This is a genomic window from Scytonema sp. UIC 10036, assembly GCF_009725235.1.
In genome coordinates this window covers 97,538-113,684 of sequence record NZ_WJFC01000008.1, presented here as the reverse complement: position 1 = coordinate 113,684, position 16,147 = coordinate 97,538, and the positions used below count along the sequence as shown (strand labels likewise).

The window sequence follows — 16,147 nt, the reverse complement described above, 5'->3', positions numbered from 1 at the left end:
CAATTCAGTTCCCTCCCCAATCCATCGGGGAAACAAGAACAATTCAGTTCCTCCTTTCCAAAGGGGGAAACAAGAACAATTCAGTTCCCTCCACTTTCCAAGGGGGGAAACAAGAACAATTCAGTTCCCTCCACTTTCCATCGGAGGAAACAAGAACAATTCAGTTCCCTCCCCAATCCATCGGGGGAAACAAGAACAATTCAGTTCCCTCCCCAATCCATCGGGGGAAACAAGAACAATTCAGTTCCCTCCCCAATCCATCGGGGAGGGTTAGGTGGGGTAAAAAATATTTGATACATGAATCATGACTTTTCAAACATCCTCTAAAAACAAAAAGCCCCCTTTTCTCCAAGGGAGAAGGGTTGATGATGAGAGGAATTCCACAAATTGCTGCATAAGCTAATCTTTTTTCCCTAATATGTAAGTAAGTATCATCACCTGCATAAAGGAAAGATAAAACGGGCAATAGGCAAGACGCTTTTCCCCGAACTCTACCCCCCAATCCCCAATCCCCAATCCCCAGTCCCAGCATGAGAGACAATCAGCGTGTCAAAACTATATTGATTCTGGCTGCAAACCCTAAAAACACCTCTCGATTGCGCTTGGATAAGGAGGTACAGGAGATAGATGAGGGTTTGCGACGAGCGAACAAACGCGAACAATTTAAATTGGAGCAAAGATGGGCAGTCAGATCGCATGACTTTTACCGGGCAATTCTTGACACTCAACCCCAGATTGTTCACTTTTGCGGGCATGGTGCAGGGGAGGATGGTATCGTTTTAGAAGATGAGACAGGGGAAGCAGCACTGGTACAGGCACATGAACTGGCGAGTATGTTTAGGCTGTTTGCTTCAGAAAGTGTCGAGTGTGTAGTACTCAATGCCTGCTATTCTGAGGGACAAGCACAAGCGATCGCTCAACACGTCGGTTATGTGATAGGTACAAATCGGACAATCGGGGATAATGCAGCTATTGCTTTTTCTAGAGCATTTTACGATGCCCTAGCAGCTGGGAAAACCATTGAATATGCTTTTGAACTGGGGAGCGCTTGTTTGGTTGGTTTCTCAGAACACCAAACTCCTGTACTTAAGAAAAAATCACAAGATGAATTGTCTGCATTAAAAAAGGGAATTGAGAAATTACCAGATACCAAACCAACAGAACGCAAGCACATTTTTATCAGTTATAAGCGCAACGCCGATCCTGATGAAGCAGTGGCTATAGAACTATATCACTCCTTGTCCCAACATCATGAAGTCTTTATCGACCAAAGAATGATGGTAGGGACTCGTTGGGCTGAATGTATAGAAAAGCAACTGCGACAATCTGATTTTCTCATTGTTTTTCTTTCCTCTCATTCAGTCCACAGCGAGATGGTAGGGTTGGAAATTCAGAGGGCGCATGAGTTGGGACAACTACAGGGAGGACGCCCTGCTATTCTTCCCGTGCGTTTGGCCTATCGAGAACAGTTTCAGTATCCCTTGAGTGCTTACTTAGACCCCATCAATTGGGCATTTTGGCAAGATGACAGCGATACGCCACGCCTGATAGCAGAGTTAACTCAAGCGATTTCGGGCGGTGAATTGAGTATTGGTGAAGCACAAAAGCCTAGCTTACTGAAGGCAATTGAGGCATCACCCTTTCCCCGTCCCTTCCCCTCCGCGCAACTGGAAATGCCAGAAGGGACAATGGACAGTGAATCTCAATTTTACGTCGAACGTCCGTGCGATGCGATCGCATTAGGAACTATCGAGCAAAAAGGTGTGACCATCGCTATCAAAGGACCGAGACAAGTTGGAAAAAGTTCGCTGTTGATTCGCATCAAAGAAACAGCCGAGAAAGCAGGTAAGCGAGTGGCGTTTCTAGATTTCCAACTGTTTGACAAAGCAGCCCTGCAAGATGGCGAACTTTTCTTCCGCCAGTTTTGCACCTGGGTGACCGATGAACTGGAAATGGAAGACAGAGTTGATGAATATTGGAGTAGCCCATTGGGGAATAGCCAACGCTGTACCCGTTATGTCAGTCGCCATATATTAAAAGGATTGGGCAAACAACCATTGGTTTTAGCAATGGATGAAGTGGATAAAGTTTTTGATGCTGAGTTTCGCAATGATTTCTTTGGGATGTTGCGGAGTTGGCATAACTGTCGCGCCACGACACCCATTTGGAAAAACTTTGACCTCACCCTAGTCACCTCCACAGAACCCTATCAACTGATAGACGACCTTAACCAATCCCCCTTTAACGTCGGACAGGTGATAGAAATGGGAGATTTCAGCCCCGAACAGGTAGCAGATCTCAACCAGCGTCACGGTTTGCCATTCAACCCCAGTGAAGAAAGACGATTGATTGGGTTACTCGGAGGGCATCCTTATTTGATCCGGCGATCGCTATACTTAATAGCCAGTCAGCAAATTTCCCCCAGTGAGTTATTTGCCAATGCCACCTATGATAGCGGACCCTTTGGGGATCACCTACGCCATCATCTTTCACTGCTACATAACAAAACAGAATTAATCCAAGGTTTGTTAGAAATCATTCGTCAAAATAACTGTGCTGATAAACGCATCTTTTGGCGATTGCGGGGTGCAGGCTTGGTGCGAGAAGAAGGAAAAGCGATCGTTCCGCGCTGTCAACTATATGCCGAGTATTTCCGGGAGAACCTACGTGAGTAAAGCAAGTATTTACACGGTTGGTGGAACCGTACAGGCCAACCAAAACGGTGTTTACATTTCTCGTCAAGCCGATGAGGAATTGCTCGCACTGTGTCGGGAAAGTAAGTTTTCTTACATTCTCACCTCACGGCAAATGGGTAAATCCAGTTTGATGGTGCGGACTAAAGATCGACTCGCTGAAGAAGAAATTCAATCCGTTGTCATTGATTTGACACAGGTAGGGACTCAGGTAACAGCCGAACAGTGGTATTTAGGGTTACTCACTATCGTAGAAGAAACTCTGTTGTTAGAGACAGATGTAGTGCAGTGGTGGCAAGAACGTTCCCATTTGGGCTTTACCCAAAGGTTAACCCTATTTTTTCAAGAGGTGCTTTTACCAGAAGTAGCGACACCCGTAGTTGTTTTTGTAGACGAAATTGATACGACATTAATCCTTAATTTTACTGATGACTTTTTTGCCGCCGTTCGTTATCTATATGTCGCCCGTGCTTTAGAACCAGAATTTCAGCGTCTTTCCTTTGTGTTGATTGGTGTAGCAACCCCTGGCGATTTGATACGCGATCCCAAGCGAACACCCTTTAATATTGGTCAGCCTGTTAACTTGACAGATTTTACTTTTGAAGAAGCAAAACCGCTTGCTGAGGGATTGGATTTATCAAAAGATGAAGCACTACAAGTTTTGAGATGGGTGTTGAAATGGACGGAAGGGCATCCCTATTTAACGCAACGCCTCTGTAGCATAATTAGACAAAAAGAGCAAAAAAGATGGTCGCAAGCGGATATTGATGGCATAGTCAGCAGTACCTTTTTTGGGAAAATGAGCGAGCAAGATAATAACTTGCAGTTTGTGCGGGATATGTTGACCAAACGCGCACCAGATGAAGAAGGTGTGTTGACGACTTACCGCACCATTCGCCGGGGTAGGTTACCTGTTTTAGATGAAGAAAGGTCACTCGTAAAATCCCATCTCAAGCTTTCAGGTGTGGTAAAGCGAGAGGGTGCAGTGTTGAAAGTGAGGAATCAAATTTATCACAGGGTGTTTGATTTAAAATGGGTCAATCAACATTTGCCTTTCAACTTGCGAGATTTTTGGGAACGTCTCAAGCCATCACAACCCTTGCTTGTAACGGGGTTATTAATTTTTTCTGCTTCTATGGGGGTACTAGCGTTGTATGCAGACACAAAACGTCAAGATGCAGTGATACAAAGCAAGAATGCTTATAAAGCTGAAAAGTTGGCACAGCAAAACGCGCAAGAAGCACAGGGCGCTGAAATCTTCGCTGAAATATCACAACAAGAAGAAGAAAAGCAACGTCAACTTGCAGAACAACGTGGAAAACAGCTAAATGATTCTCTCCAAAAAACCCAATTTGCTCAACAAGCAGAAGCAAAGCAACGCCAAATAGCAGAACAACGTGGAAAACAGTTAGCTAATGCTCTTCAAAAAACCCAATTTGCTGAAAAATCAGCCGTACAACGCCAGCAAGAAGCTCAAAATCAACGAGACGTTGCCAAGCAAAGAGAAACAGAAGCAAACAATGCCAAAATACAAACCGAAAGACTACAAGTCAATGCAGAAATTCAGGCACAAAGTTTAACAATAGAAAACTTACTGGCTTCCAACCTTGAATTTGAGGCGTTAGCCGCAGGTTTGAAACTGGGAAAAAAGGTGAAAAGCAAGAAATTAGAAGGTGATACTCGATCCAAGGCAATCTCTGTTTTACACAGGATTGTTTACGAGATCAAAGTACAAAATCGCCTCACTGGACATAGCGATTTTGTCAGAAGTGTAGCGTTCAGCCCAGATGGCAAGACCATTGCCACAGCAAGTTCTGACAGTACACACTTGTGGAATCTCAAAGGTGAATTTCTTCAAACTCTCACTGAGCATAGTGAAGTTGTCAATAGTGTAGCCTTCAGCCCAGATGGCAAGACCATTGCCACAGCAAGTTCTGACAGTACGGTACGCTTGTGGAATCTTAAAGGTAAATCCCTTCAAACCCTCACCGGGCATAGTGGTAGTGTCTTAAGTGTAGCCTTCAGCCCAGATGGTAAGACCATTGCCACTGGAAGTGATGATAGTACGGTACGCTTGTGGAATCTTAAAGGTGAATCCTTTCAAACCCTCACCGGGCGTAGCGGTAGTGTCTTAAGTGTAACTTTCAGTCCAGATGGCAAGACCATTGCCACTGCCAGTTCTGACGGGAGGGTACACTTGTGGAATCTCAAAGGTGAATCCCTTCAAACCCTCATCGGGCATATCGGTATTGTCTATAGTGTAGCCTTCAGCCCAGATGGCAAGACCATTGCCACTGCCAGTTCTGACAGAACGGTACGCTTGTGGAATCTTAAAGGTAAATCCCTTCAAACCCTCACCGGACATAGCGAAGATGTCTATAGTGTAGTTTTCACTCCAGACGGCAAGACCATTGCCACTGCAAGTGATGACAGAACGGTACGCTTGTGGAATCTCAAAGGTGAATCCCTTCAAACCCTCACCGGACATAGCGGTACTGTCTGGAGTGTCGCTTTCAGCCCAGATAACAAGACCATTGCCACTGCAAGTGCTGACAGAACGGTACGCTTGTGGAATCTCAAAGGTGAATTTCTTCAAACCCTCACCGGGCATAGCGGTAGTGCCTTAAGTGTAGCCTTCAGCCCAGATGGCAAGACCATTGCCACAGGAAGTAATGACAGTACGGTACGTTTGTGGAATTTCGATCTGGATGATTTACTGGCAAAGGGTTGCGCTTGGATTCATGACTATTGGGTGTATAACTATCTTCCAAACAACCCTAATGCTAAAGATGAAGATCGCAAATTGTGTGATGGAATTGGCATTGGGAAATAATCGCATCTAACGTTTGCATTTTTTTCTTACAGCCCAGGCGAATGGAATTCGTGGTTATACAAGCAAAACCCACCTACGTGGGTTTTAAAACCTTAATTTTCATTAGTCCGTACATGTGATTTGAACCATAATTTGACCAAACGGACACGACATGCTTCAAAATCCCTGTTACTTAAAGCAAAAAGTGGCAGTTTTAAAACCATAAAGTGGCAGTAGTCAAAAACCTATGCTGTTCGTGTATTTGAGAGATTTTAATGCGATCGCGTGCAAATTATGTTCACGGAAAAATATGTGACTTAAAGGAATTGTTTGCCGCAGTGGCATGCTTTTACTTTAATTTGAGGGAGGCAGCTTTATACTTTAAATAGTTGCTTCTTAGTCGTCGGGGTAAAAACAGAGCGATTCTCCTACAATTTGGTTATGTCAAATATATTAACGCTCTCTAAGGGTATGAGGACAAACGGCAAGCTTTTGCCTTGCATTTGAACTAGTGGCAGAGTTTTAGTTTAAACAAAGCGACTTTATAAGATAGCGATCGCAACCAAAATATTCTGGTTTCAACCATAATCTTGCCATTAGTTCAAATACAAAGTAAAAGTTTGCCGAAAATATCTTGACACTTTCCAAAGTAAATCTGCTTAGAATGATTAATTTTTTAAGAATTGCAGCCGATTTCATTCTATGGACTAAGAGGAAACTGTTTAAAGTATAAAACTGCCGGACTGAAATTTAAGTAAAAGCATGCCTAAACGGCAAACAATTTCTTTAAGTCACAAAATAAGCGTTCTAGCTCCCCTGGCTCTGCCACTTTATGCTTTAAAAACTGCCACTTTATCTTTTAAGTTACACCTTTGGTCACGATATGATTCAAAATTTTGGTCACGCAATGGTTCAAATCACAGTACAAGAAGAACTTAGTTTGTATAGTAGCGAATTCTATGCGTCTAATACTTTCTAAAAAACAATTTCATCAAATCCCAAATCAGTAATTTTCGTTTTTCTTCGCTTGCTTTTTTCTTTTGGTGCAAACTGATTAAACAAAGCTGCTTTAATTTCACCGTATAAAGTTGCTGTTTCTCTATCTATATAATAAATGCGAATATCTTTAAGAAACTCCGTGAGGCGTACTAAGTTTACCTGCTTTTGTTGAGAGTGTTCCATCATATAGGTAAGTTCTCCCTGTACAATGACACAGGTAGAAATATTTTGCTCACCAACTTCTGCAATTTGCTGAATAACTGTTGGTGTTCCCAAAAGAATGCTGCTACAGTGATTTGTATCTAGTAAGTACATTACTCTAATGGGTTGTTATAATCGAATTGTTCTTTACCGCGAGATGTGTATACCAGGTCAAGGCATTCTTGATAGTCGTCCCCAGCCCATGTACCTGCATGCCTGAGGATAGAACGACCTGAAGCAGGGCTGTAAGGTAGTTGAGAAAGCTCAGATGAATTTTTTTGCAAGCTATCAGAATGAGTAGATTCTGGCAGTTCTGATTCTATAAGTTGAGAAACCGTTTTGACTGGCGATTCATTCTGCTTTGTTTTCAAGAAACGCAAGTAATTTAATGTTTCTGCTAGGAGAGACTCTGAAGTAGATTCTATTTCTTGAATAAGCTCTTGTTTAATAGTCATTGTACACACTTAGGAAAATTGGATTTATTCAGCTGATGAAACTGATTAAACTTATTATCTCTTTTTTCAGGAGAGATAGTAGAACATTGGTAGTTAAGACAAATGTGCCTGTTAGCATTCTTTGTCAAAAATTAACATAAAGTGTTTTTACTTATAGTAAAATTTTGCCAAAAGAGTTTTTATCATTACTCCCTTTCCGCCATAAGATTACCGATCTTCTTCTCCTCTTTCCTCTGTGTCCTCTGCGCCTCTGCGGTTCATTAAATTAGCTATTCTTCTAACGGGAAGGGAGTAATTTGCTTTACTTCTTGTAATTATTAGATAATACAAATGCAAAATCAATAACGTTATCTAGAAAAAAGAAAATAATACAGAATGCGATCGCTTTTGCCAGAAATTCATGGATTATCAAGTGACTACTAGATCCCCAACTTCTTGAAGGAGTCGGGGATATGAGTGCAACTTGCGATCGCTTTTATTTGAATTTTGAGCCAGTGCAGTTAACTGATTTATTCGATAAGATTTATAGTAGAAAGTAAAAGGAAATATTTATGCATAGCGTAACAAGACGTTATCGTGTTGGTGAAGATGGGATTTTGCACTTAGATGTTCCAATCGGGCTTACTAATACAGAGTTAGAAGTTACTGTCACATTTCAACCGCTCGCATTAAGCCATCTAGAAAATAACACGCAAGGTAAAGGATGGCCTCCTAATTTTTTTGAAGAGACTTTTGGAGCCTGTAAAGACGACCCCATAGTTATTGATGGTGACGGAATTTTTGATGATAGTGAAGAATAGACATGAAGTATTTATTAGATACAAATGTTTATGTAAGATATTTAAACGGTGAATCAGAAATACTTCAACGGCGGTAGCAGAGGAGGAACTTAGAAGATATAGCAGTTTGTTGTATCGTCAAAATGGAACTATTTTATGGAGCAATGCGAAGCAATGACCCAGATGCTTCTTGGCGGAAACATAAAAAATTTCTTGAAGTTTTTATTTCATTTTCTTTTGATGATATAGCTGCATTCATTGCAGGACGGGTTCGGTCTCAATTAGCTAGCCTCGGTACACCCATAGGAGCTAACGATTTGTTAATAGCTTCTATTGCGCTTGCTCATGACTTAACTTTAGTGACACATAATATTGGCGAATTCTCTAGAGTAGAGGGATTGCGTATTGAAGACTGGGAAATTGAATGATAATTCAATGACACAGGTAGAAATATTTAGCTCGCCAACTTCTTCAATTCGCTGAATAACTGTTGGTGTTCCCAAAAGAATGTTGCTACAGTGATTTGTATCTAGTAAGTACATTACTCTAACGAGCTTTTCCTTGCTTAAAAGTTCAACCTTATTTTGCGATCGCTTGTTACCAGAAATCCAGAGGTTATTAATTGGCTATTAGATCCCCGACAACTTCTGTGGATACAGATGGTCAATTAAGATGTATCACCCCTCATTCGCTACTTGCACACGGGAGGCGGAGCCTAGAGTGAAGGCATTCCCAGGCTCCGCCTGGGAACGAGGTGGGGGTCAGACTTGAATGACAAGCAGTTGCAACTACGTGGTAGATGGCATCTTTGGATAGCTTGGTAAGGCGGGGTCTATGTAATCCCAAGTACATCTACTGTCAGTATAAATTACCATTTGAGGTTGGAAGACGGTCGGGTCATCAAGACTTCCCGCTTTGACGACAAATACGTCAGGCATTGATTCAAGAAACGTGTATAGCGGCGAACCACATATGGGACAAAATGCAAGTTTCTTTGTCTTACCGCTATCCGCTTTAGTAGAGTACTCGGTCACGCTACCAGACAATTTGGCTCCGCTTTTGGGGAAAACAAGTACTGACGCATGACCACTTCCAGTAGCCTCTTGGCAGTCCTTGCATTGACAATGACCCATCAGCAGCGGTTCTGTGTTAATCTCGTAACGATTTGCTCCGCAAGCACATCCACCCGTGTAAGTACTCATTTTGTTCTCCTCCGGATATTGGAATTATCATAACTATGCTGCACTCCAGCCTGCGCTCCATAAATGTAAAGTTATCAAGCACTTGTAAACTTAGCACCACGAAGCCGCAAATCATTACGTTGATATTGTGTCAATCCAATACCTTCTCCAAACTCACACCCTTCTACAAGGGCATTTAACCAAACTGTTTGATTTAGAGTTGCACCGCTTAAGTTAGCATCTCTTAAATCGGCACGAGTAAAATTGGCAAATATTAAATCCGCATTAATTAAACTGCTTCCGCGTAAGTTTACCTCCGATAAATTACCACGGATAAAGTTGACATCATCTAAGATTAATCCTGATAAATCTGCTCCTATCAAATTTGGAAATTTTAACTGAGTGGGATTCTGTAAAAACCTCATGACACAGATAATGTTAGCTTCATTGAGGCGCATTTTGGTTAGAAAATCATATCGGGCTATACCAAGTTGTTTGAGGGTTTGTAGTCGTTCTTGGGGACTTTGTTCTAGAAATTGGATGGTACTGTTACGCAGGTCACTAATTGTGGGGTTGAGCATGAATAGATTGCTGGTAAATTTTTTGGATTTGATTGTGGAACCGCAGCCTGTAGCAGATGAACGCAGATAAAGCGGTTCATATGTAGGGGCGCAAGGCATTGCGCCCCTACGAATGCTTGACCCTTAAAATAGTACCGCACTGCTTTATGGCAGTGCGGCGAGGGTTTCGGTATAGAGTTTAATAGTTAGTTGGTTTAGATATAATTAGCTACGAAATGGTACTGTCATGAGAGTTAGGTACTTTCACCTGTCTCTAGCAGTTGATATTGCTGTTTGATTGCCAGTCCACCTTTCTACATGGACATACTAATCTACAAAGTCAAATAGTCGCATTCCGGATTTTACTGAATTATTTTTTTTTGCTAATTACAAGTCAAAATTGCGTATCACGGAGTACATTCCACGCAGGCTACAAATGTACTATAATTCCGTATTTAGTACTAGTAGCAGAAAGGATACTCTTGAACAAGCCTTGGACTGTCATTGACCTTTTTTCAGGCGTAGGAGGGATGAGCTACGGCTTCCATGTCCATCCAAAATTCAAAATAGTGGGAGCTGTTGATGCCCAGATAAGTAAGCCTAGCAGCAAGAGAGGTTCTTTGCAGTGTAATATTGCCTATCAAGCAAATATGGGTTTAGAGCCACTGGATGAAGATATATCAACTCTTGAACCTAAGAATTTACGCAAAGTTCTGACAAACACTCTTGGTACTGATGCTCTTGATGTCTTAATTTCATGTGCGCCATGCACCGGATTCTCTAGAACACTGCCTGAAAATCACTTATTGGACGACCCCCGAAACTCATTCATAACGCGTAATGCTCTCTTTGTAAAAGAATTCAGACCGACAATTTTCTTAATGGAGAATGCAAGAGAGTTGCTTGTTGGTAACTTCACTCATCACTACCAAAGGCTGCAAGAAGAACTTATCCACCTTGGCTACCAGGTTCACGGGAAAAATTACCTACTTAACCGATTTGGTCTTCCGCAACGTCGAGAACGGGCATTAGTTCTTGCAGTACGAGAAGATTTAACGCTCAGAACCCTTGACGATCTGTGGAGTGGCTTTCATGTTAGGTTAGAAGCAACCCACGTTCGGAGAGCTATTTCATCCCTATCTCCAATAGCTGCGGGACAGCCAAATCCAAAAGATTTCCTACACATTGCACCCGGATTTTCAGAGCAAAAAAGCTTGAAACGTCTTCAGATGATACCAAAAGACGGTGGCTCTTGGGCTGATATAAGACATTGCCAAGAAGCACGCGATCTTCTAAACCCTGCCATGCTGCGTCACATTGCCAAGGGAAAATTAGGATCTCATCCGGATGTATACGGACGGTTAAGCTGGGATAAGCCTGCCGTCACTATTAAGAGAGAATGTGCTCATATCGGTAATGGGCGTTACAGCCATCCCGAACAGGATCGGCTGTGTACTGTTCGCGAGATGTCGATCCTTCAAGGTTTTCCAAGAAACTACAAATTTGTGGCATCTGGGCTAGCCAATATGTACAGGCAAATAGGGGACGCTGTTCCTCCGCTTATCTCCTATCAATTAGCTCACGTATGTGAATGGATTCTCAGTGGTAAAAAACCCTCAATCAGTTCAGTTATACTTGCTCATACTCATCTCAAGCCAGAGGATATTGAATCGGAATGTGATGAACAACAGACAAGTTTTAAGTTCCCGTCAACTATTTCAGTCCCCATTTGATTGATTCTTAGCCCTGTTTACTTCAATAGTAGGTATAACCCACGAGCCGTGAAGGAAACACAAATCGATCCCCAGGTTACCGATCGTGATTTTCTCGACACTACCGTCTAAAATTAAGGTGAAAGCTGCTTTGTTGTCTTCTGTATAAACCTTGGCGCTACTACCTCCGTTCTTTGTTCTTGGCTTAAAGTTACTTTCTTTTAGCCCTTGGATAAGCATTAATATGTTAAGTGGAATTTCATATAAGTCATACCGGACTTTAGGTAAGGTTTGAATTGCATCACTATCCCGAATCACGGGTACAGTTTCGGTTTGATTTTCTTTAAGTAAAGGTGGTAGTATATCGTATGCACGTAGCATAACGATTCGGTCATAATTTCTTAGATGAGAAACTACACGGTATGTTGTTTCTCTAGCGAAATCTGTAGAAACTTTGCATTCTCTAATCCACCGTGCTTCCATTAACTTTGAAATCGTAATACTTTTCTTTGGAATCAGCCCTGCTGAGGCTTCTGTTTTCAAGGAAAATTTTACTCCATCAACTATGACATCCTCTCCTGGATTTGTAGAATTGAGAGTAATAGAAGCATTTCTTCCAGCAGAGGTAGAAGCAGATGCAAAAGCGTACTCAAAAGATTTTTTACTAAATTTTTCTACATGAGTTGCATGATGAATTATCAGACGATTTGAGAAGTTTGTAACAAATTCAGGAGTTAGAAGATCGCTCCCTTCATTCACAAATTCTTCGATTTTTACAGTCATGGCTTGAGCCATTTCAAGAAGAAGCCCTACTTGAACTATATTCAGGTTACGGACGACTGAGGCTAACTTTTCAGTAATGTCCATTCATCATGTCCTCTTACCCTTTGACATATTTACAGCAATTTTCAGATTATATAGACCATAGTGGTGCAAGCTTCTAGCCAACTACTAATAAAGAACGGACGTCCCCGCCCGTACCACAAGAGCATAGTTTGGTTCATTGACTTGCAAAAGGCTCCTCTCCTTCTCTTCCTCTGTGTTCTCTGCGCCTGGAGCGGTTTTTTATTTAATCCTTCAAAATCATTGAAATGAACCATTAAGTCAATACTGCTCGGACAAGAATTTTTGTAGGTTGGGTAAACCCGTGGTGAAACCCAACAAATGTCTGTAGTTGTTTGAGGGTTTGTAGTCGTTCTTGGGGACTTTGTTCTAAAAATTGGATGGTACTGTTACGCAGAGTATTAATTGTGGGGTTGAGCATGAATAGATTTCTGATAAATTTTTTGGATTTGATTGTGGAACCGCAGCCTGTAGCAGATGAACGCAGATAAATTTTACTTTAAAGTTGATAGGAAAATTCTAGAACGTTTGTCAAATTCTCTCTTCTCTCTTTTCTTTGCGCTCTTTGCGACGCCCGGAGCTTCAAGCCGGGGAACCCGTCCAACGCACTGGCTCCAAAATGCGGTTCATAATTTGTGATGGATGCGCTGTTCGCGCAGCGTGGCGTCAGCCATAGCGCAACTACGAACATTCTTAAAATAGTACCGCACTACTATAAAGCAGTGCGGCGAGGGTTTCGGTATAGAGTTTAATAGTTAGTTGGTTTAGATATAATTAGCTACGAAATGGTACTGTCATGAGAGTTAGGTACTTTCACCTGTCTCTAGCAGTTGATATTGCTGTTTGATTGCCAGTCCACCTTTCTACATGGACATACTAATCTACAAAGTCAAATAGTCGCATTCCGGATTTTACTGAATTATTTTTTTTTGCTAATTACAAGTCAAAATTGCGTATCACGGAGTACATTCCACGCAGGCTACAAATGTACTATAATTCCAGAACTAGTAACACATTCTTCAGCAAGGACAATGCCAGATGACTCAGGATAGAGACAGGGGAGATAGATTAGACCGTATAGAAGCAGCTTTAGAGAACTTGCAGCAGCAGCTTGATAATCAGGTAGTCGTCAACGCAGAACTGAGACAATCAACAACCGAACTTAGATCGACTGCAGAAGCTTTGCTGCAAGTCGCCACAATTCACCAGCAAAACTTTGAGCGACTGACAACAGAACTCAACGCTGACCGTCAGGAATGGCGATCGCAAATTGACCGACTTTGGCAATACCTACAGCAACGCGATCGTAGCAGTGATGAGACAAGGTAAGTTTCTCAATTTCTTGCAGGAAATAAGCAAGGTTTTGAATTTCTAGTCCTCTTCTTCTCTTCCTCTGTGTTCTCTGCGCCTGGAGCGGTTTTTTATTTAATCCTTCAAAATCATTGAAATGAACCATTAAGTCAATACTGCTCGGACAAGAATTTTTGTAGGTTGGTTAAACCCGTGGTGAAACCCAACAAATGTCTGTAGTTGTTTGAGAGTTTGTAGTCGTTCTTGAGGGCTTTGTTCTAAAAATTGGATGGTACTGTTACGCAGGGTATTAATTGTGGGGTTGAGCATGAATAGATTTCTGGTAAATTTTTTGGATTTGATTGTGGAACCGCAGCCTGTAGCAGATGAACGCAGATAAATTTTACTTTAAAGTTGATATAGTCATTCTAGATCGTTTGTCAAATTCTCTCTTTTCTTAGCGATGTTTGCGACGCCCGGAGCTTCAAGCCGGGGAACCCGTCCAACGCACTGGCTCCAAAATGCGGTTCATAATTGGCGATGCATGCGCTGTTCGCGCAGCTTGGCGTCAACCATAGCGCAACTACGAACATTCTTAAAATAGTACCGCACTACTATAAAGCAGTGCGGCAAGGGTTTCGGTATAGAGTTTAATAGTTAGTTGGTTTAGATATAATTAACTACGAGATGGTACTGTCATAAGAGTTAGGTAATATCACCTGTCTCTAGCAGTTTATATTGCTGTTTGATTGCCAGTCCAGCTTTCTTACATGGACATACTAATCTACAAAGTCAAATATCCACATTCCGGATTTTACTGAAATATTTTTTTTTGCTCATTACAAGCCCAAATTACGTATCACGGAGTACATCCCACGCAAGCTACAAAGTCTCGCTCACATTTGCAGTTAACCAGTTTTGCTGGTGCAGTCTTTGCCAAGCTTTGCGAATATGCTCGGACTTGAACATTTTACGTTTGCGCTCGCTCCATTCATGCACTAAGGCGATGGCTTGTTCGCTATCTTGTGCTGGAATGGTTTCTTTGGTAGCCACCCAGTGGACTGTCGCCAACAATTCCATCCCATAAGGGGTTTCAAAACCGATGATTAGGTTGCTAACTTGCTCTAATCGCTTGTGTGCTTCTATTTCGGTTGCCAAAAAGGCTTGTGCTGCTTCTGTTCCTTTTGGCAAAACATAAATTTCGGCGCTTTCTGCTTTAGCAGTTCCATCACCGTAGCCGCGAATGTAATGTCCTTCAATATGTTTCAGAACATGATTCAGGTTGTTAGCATAAGGACCGTATTTATGTTTAACGTACTCTAGCCGCAGTGGTTCCCCAGCTTCTTGCAAAAAATAAGCGAGTTTTTGAATTTCTAGTCTCGTCAATTCATAGCCGGGAATGCCGTATAATTCCAGCAGACGGATGAACAAAGCACGGGCGCGAGTCATATTTGGTTTTTTGGTAGCAACTGGCATTTCTTCGGCTCTTGGTGCGCCTGTTGGCTCAAAAATAATTACCTGTACTTCTGGCAGTTGTGCAAAAGCTGATTCTATTAAAGGCTTAACTATTGCCCAATCTAAACCACCATTACCACATCCTAATGGAGGAATGGCAATTGAGTTAATGCCTAATTGCCGCACTTCTGCAACTAAAGCCACCAGTCCACTTTTGATATCTTCTATTTTTGATTTACCTTTCCAGTGGCGCTTGGTGGGGAAGTTAATGATATACCGAGGATTCAATAAACTATTTGTAACTACTGAAAACATACGCCCTGGTTGCACTTCGCCAGCACGGCATGCTTTTTCGTATTGACGGAAGTTTTCAGGATAGGCTTGCTTAAATTGTAAGGCGATACCTTTACCCATAACACCTACACAATTAACGGTGTTAACTAGGGCTTCGACATTTTCTTCTAACAAATTGCCTTGCTTGAACTCTATCATCGCCTTGAACTGACCTTCAAAATACAATTGTACTATTTTTATTCACCTAGTAATACTATTCAGGGTAAAGCTTTATTGAGGGCTGATGACTAGAGTTTTGTAAGATTTCTCTAACCTGTGTTTCGATTTTGTTGTTTATGACACCAATTGTTTGAATTAATGTCCAAGGAAAGAATTGATGTATTAAGAACTCGGCTTGTCGTCGGCGTTTTCTGTCCCCGTCTTCTGGCGTATCATGCCAGTAAGTGGCTTTCATAATTTCCCAGTCAACTACCCTTAGCTCTTCAAGCTTATCAAAAAAATCCGTATACTCCATAACTGCGTGTCCGTCAGTACCTACAAAAGATAGTCCTGCTGCATCAACAGTTTCTACATTTGAAACTAAATGGAGAATTGGCTGTTGTCCCCCTTTGTAAATGTCTACATTATTTTTGTGAATGGCATAGAGCATGGGGGAGCGTGGGGCAAAATAAAAGGGTACGTAATCGTGTAAATACCCACCTACACCACAAGGGACTCGTTTTCTGGCTCGTCTATCTTGGATGTTTCCATGAGCAATATCAAGATATTTTGTTTGTTGTTGTCGCAGCCTACTGTTTGCTATTAATCCATCTGATTTTATGATGGAAGGTAAGTTATCAACGTGGGTGATGTGATAAATATGTGTAGGCATTG

At 41.8% G+C, this 16,147-nt stretch carries 15 protein-coding genes; 6 read left to right on the top strand and 9 right to left on the bottom strand.

The features are described 5' to 3' along the window. The first annotated feature begins 530 nt into the window (after positions 1-530). Together F7734_RS06140 and F7734_RS06135 are read left to right on the top strand one after the other, a co-directional pair. Positions 531-2,675, top strand: coding sequence for an AAA-like domain-containing protein (locus F7734_RS06140; RefSeq protein ID WP_155743841.1), 2,145 nt, complete (start codon positions 531-533; stop codon positions 2,673-2,675). Continuing rightward, the gene (locus F7734_RS06135; RefSeq protein ID WP_243146726.1) at positions 2,557-5,526 is read left to right on the top strand and encodes an AAA-like domain-containing protein; all 2,970 of its coding nucleotides are present in this window, start codon (positions 2,557-2,559) and stop codon (positions 5,524-5,526) included. The genes F7734_RS06140 and F7734_RS06135 overlap by 119 nt, the downstream gene beginning before the upstream one ends. Before the next feature lie 954 nt (positions 5,527-6,480). Here the strand turns inward: F7734_RS06135 and F7734_RS06130 are convergent. After that, positions 6,481-6,819: a type II toxin-antitoxin system VapC family toxin gene (locus F7734_RS06130; protein WP_155743840.1), complete on the bottom strand. Its 339-nt coding sequence runs from the start codon at positions 6,817-6,819 to the stop codon at positions 6,481-6,483. After that, a complete protein-coding gene (locus tag F7734_RS06125; protein WP_155743839.1) occupies positions 6,819-7,160 on the bottom strand; it encodes a DUF2281 domain-containing protein in 342 nt (113 codons plus the stop codon). The genes F7734_RS06130 and F7734_RS06125 overlap by 1 nt, the downstream gene beginning before the upstream one ends. 551 nt (positions 7,161-7,711) lie before the next feature. Between F7734_RS06125 and F7734_RS06120 the strand changes: the two genes are divergently transcribed. Together F7734_RS06120 and F7734_RS06115 are read left to right on the top strand one after the other, a co-directional pair. After that, entirely contained in the window at positions 7,712-7,960 is a 249-nt protein-coding gene (locus F7734_RS06120) for a hypothetical protein (RefSeq protein WP_155743838.1), read from the top strand. 98 nt (positions 7,961-8,058) lie between these two features. Continuing rightward, entirely contained in the window at positions 8,059-8,367 is a 309-nt protein-coding gene (locus F7734_RS06115; protein WP_347566139.1) for a PIN domain-containing protein, read from the top strand. Between the two features lie 360 nt (positions 8,368-8,727). Here F7734_RS06115 and F7734_RS06110 read toward each other — a convergent pair whose 3' ends face one another. Together F7734_RS06110 and F7734_RS06105 are read right to left on the bottom strand one after the other, a co-directional pair. Next, positions 8,728-9,141: a GFA family protein gene (locus F7734_RS06110; protein WP_155743837.1), complete on the bottom strand. Its 414-nt coding sequence runs from the start codon at positions 9,139-9,141 to the stop codon at positions 8,728-8,730. A 74-nt stretch (positions 9,142-9,215) separates the two neighbouring features. After that, positions 9,216-9,701 carry a pentapeptide repeat-containing protein gene (locus tag F7734_RS06105; RefSeq protein ID WP_155743863.1) on the bottom strand — a complete coding sequence of 162 codons (486 nt, stop codon included), beginning with the start codon at positions 9,699-9,701 and terminating at the stop codon, positions 9,216-9,218. A gap of 461 nt (positions 9,702-10,162) precedes the next feature. On the opposite strand from F7734_RS06105, the gene F7734_RS06100 reads away from it, so the two are divergent. Beyond that, positions 10,163-11,413, top strand: coding sequence for a DNA cytosine methyltransferase (locus F7734_RS06100; RefSeq protein ID WP_155743836.1), 1,251 nt, complete (start codon positions 10,163-10,165; stop codon positions 11,411-11,413). On the opposite strand, the gene F7734_RS06095 is transcribed toward F7734_RS06100, so the two are convergent. Together F7734_RS06095 and F7734_RS06090 are read right to left on the bottom strand one after the other, a co-directional pair. Next, the gene (locus tag F7734_RS06095; protein WP_155743835.1) at positions 11,399-12,259 is read right to left on the bottom strand and encodes a hypothetical protein; all 861 of its coding nucleotides are present in this window, start codon (positions 12,257-12,259) and stop codon (positions 11,399-11,401) included. The genes F7734_RS06100 and F7734_RS06095 overlap by 15 nt on opposite strands. A gap of 232 nt (positions 12,260-12,491) precedes the next feature. After that, positions 12,492-12,656 carry a hypothetical protein gene (locus tag F7734_RS06090; RefSeq protein ID WP_155743834.1) on the bottom strand — a complete coding sequence of 55 codons (165 nt, stop codon included), beginning with the start codon at positions 12,654-12,656 and terminating at the stop codon, positions 12,492-12,494. A gap of 617 nt (positions 12,657-13,273) precedes the next feature. On the opposite strand from F7734_RS06090, the gene F7734_RS06085 reads away from it, so the two are divergent. Further along, a complete protein-coding gene (locus F7734_RS06085) occupies positions 13,274-13,564 on the top strand; it encodes a hypothetical protein (protein ID WP_207714030.1) in 291 nt (96 codons plus the stop codon). A 126-nt stretch (positions 13,565-13,690) separates the two neighbouring features. On the opposite strand, the gene F7734_RS06080 is transcribed toward F7734_RS06085, so the two are convergent. The 3 genes from F7734_RS06080 to F7734_RS06070 all read right to left on the bottom strand — a co-directional run bounded on the left by F7734_RS06080 (position 13,691) and on the right by F7734_RS06070 (position 16,145). Next, positions 13,691-13,855, bottom strand: coding sequence for a hypothetical protein (locus tag F7734_RS06080; protein ID WP_155743833.1), 165 nt, complete (start codon positions 13,853-13,855; stop codon positions 13,691-13,693). A gap of 552 nt (positions 13,856-14,407) precedes the next feature. Further along, positions 14,408-15,472, bottom strand: coding sequence for a macro domain-containing protein (locus F7734_RS06075; protein WP_155743832.1), 1,065 nt, complete (start codon positions 15,470-15,472; stop codon positions 14,408-14,410). 55 nt (positions 15,473-15,527) lie between these two features. Continuing rightward, positions 15,528-16,145 carry a DUF4433 domain-containing protein gene (locus F7734_RS06070; protein ID WP_155743831.1) on the bottom strand — a complete coding sequence of 206 codons (618 nt, stop codon included), beginning with the start codon at positions 16,143-16,145 and terminating at the stop codon, positions 15,528-15,530. Positions 16,146-16,147 lie beyond the last annotated feature (2 nt).

What these genes read in the sequence shown, in the direction of transcription:
- F7734_RS06140 (WP_155743841.1), top strand. Translation starts at nt 531, where the DNA reads ATGAGAGACAATCAGCGTGTCAAAACTATATTGATTCTGGCTGCAAAC.
- F7734_RS06130 (WP_155743840.1), bottom strand. Translation starts at nt 6,819, where the DNA reads ATGTACTTACTAGATACAAATCACTGTAGCAGCATTCTTTTGGGAACA.
- F7734_RS06125 (WP_155743839.1), bottom strand. Translation starts at nt 7,160, where the DNA reads ATGACTATTAAACAAGAGCTTATTCAAGAAATAGAATCTACTTCAGAG.
- F7734_RS06120 (WP_155743838.1), top strand. Translation starts at nt 7,712, where the DNA reads ATGCATAGCGTAACAAGACGTTATCGTGTTGGTGAAGATGGGATTTTG.
- F7734_RS06110 (WP_155743837.1), bottom strand. Translation starts at nt 9,141, where the DNA reads ATGAGTACTTACACGGGTGGATGTGCTTGCGGAGCAAATCGTTACGAG.
- F7734_RS06105 (WP_155743863.1), bottom strand. Translation starts at nt 9,701, where the DNA reads ATGCTCAACCCCACAATTAGTGACCTGCGTAACAGTACCATCCAATTT.
- F7734_RS06095 (WP_155743835.1), bottom strand. Translation starts at nt 12,259, where the DNA reads ATGGACATTACTGAAAAGTTAGCCTCAGTCGTCCGTAACCTGAATATA.
- F7734_RS06090 (WP_155743834.1), bottom strand. Translation starts at nt 12,656, where the DNA reads ATGCTCAACCCCACAATTAATACTCTGCGTAACAGTACCATCCAATTT.
- F7734_RS06085 (WP_207714030.1), top strand. Translation starts at nt 13,274, where the DNA reads ATGACTCAGGATAGAGACAGGGGAGATAGATTAGACCGTATAGAAGCA.
- F7734_RS06080 (WP_155743833.1), bottom strand. Translation starts at nt 13,855, where the DNA reads ATGCTCAACCCCACAATTAATACCCTGCGTAACAGTACCATCCAATTT.
- F7734_RS06075 (WP_155743832.1), bottom strand. Translation starts at nt 15,472, where the DNA reads ATGATAGAGTTCAAGCAAGGCAATTTGTTAGAAGAAAATGTCGAAGCC.
- F7734_RS06070 (WP_155743831.1), bottom strand. Translation starts at nt 16,145, where the DNA reads ATGCCTACACATATTTATCACATCACCCACGTTGATAACTTACCTTCC.